This window comes from Alitiscatomonas aceti, assembly GCF_025567195.1.
In the GTDB taxonomy this organism is placed as follows: domain Bacteria; phylum Bacillota; class Clostridia; order Lachnospirales; family Lachnospiraceae; genus Alitiscatomonas; species Alitiscatomonas aceti.
Window position 1 is genome coordinate 1 of the sequence record NZ_JAOQJF010000101.1, and the last position, 304, is coordinate 304.

At 48.4% G+C, this 304-nt stretch carries 1 pseudogene; it reads right to left on the reverse strand.

The window, feature by feature from the left end:
- Positions 1–304, reverse strand: a pseudogene (locus tag OCV69_RS16685) (DNA primase); the annotation flags it as partial.

Below are 304 nucleotides of genomic sequence, written 5' to 3' on the forward strand. Positions count from 1 at the left end.
TTCTCAGCCATGATTTTCAATCTCCTTTCCAAGTGTGTGATTTCTGCTGTGTGTTCTGCAATCCATGCCTTTTGTTCTTCTTCACTTTCATAAAGAAAAAGGTCCAGCAGGTACTCTACATAGGTTTTCTTCTGGATTGCTTCCACAAAGCGGGGGTGCGGTTCTTCCTCCGGTGTCCGGGGAGAATTGTCGATCTCCCATTTTTTCAGCAGATAGTAGTAATCGGACAGTACGCGATAACACCGCTGCCGGTCCTCACGAAACTGCTGTGCCTCGGTTTTCTGCCGGACATACTTCCTGCGGG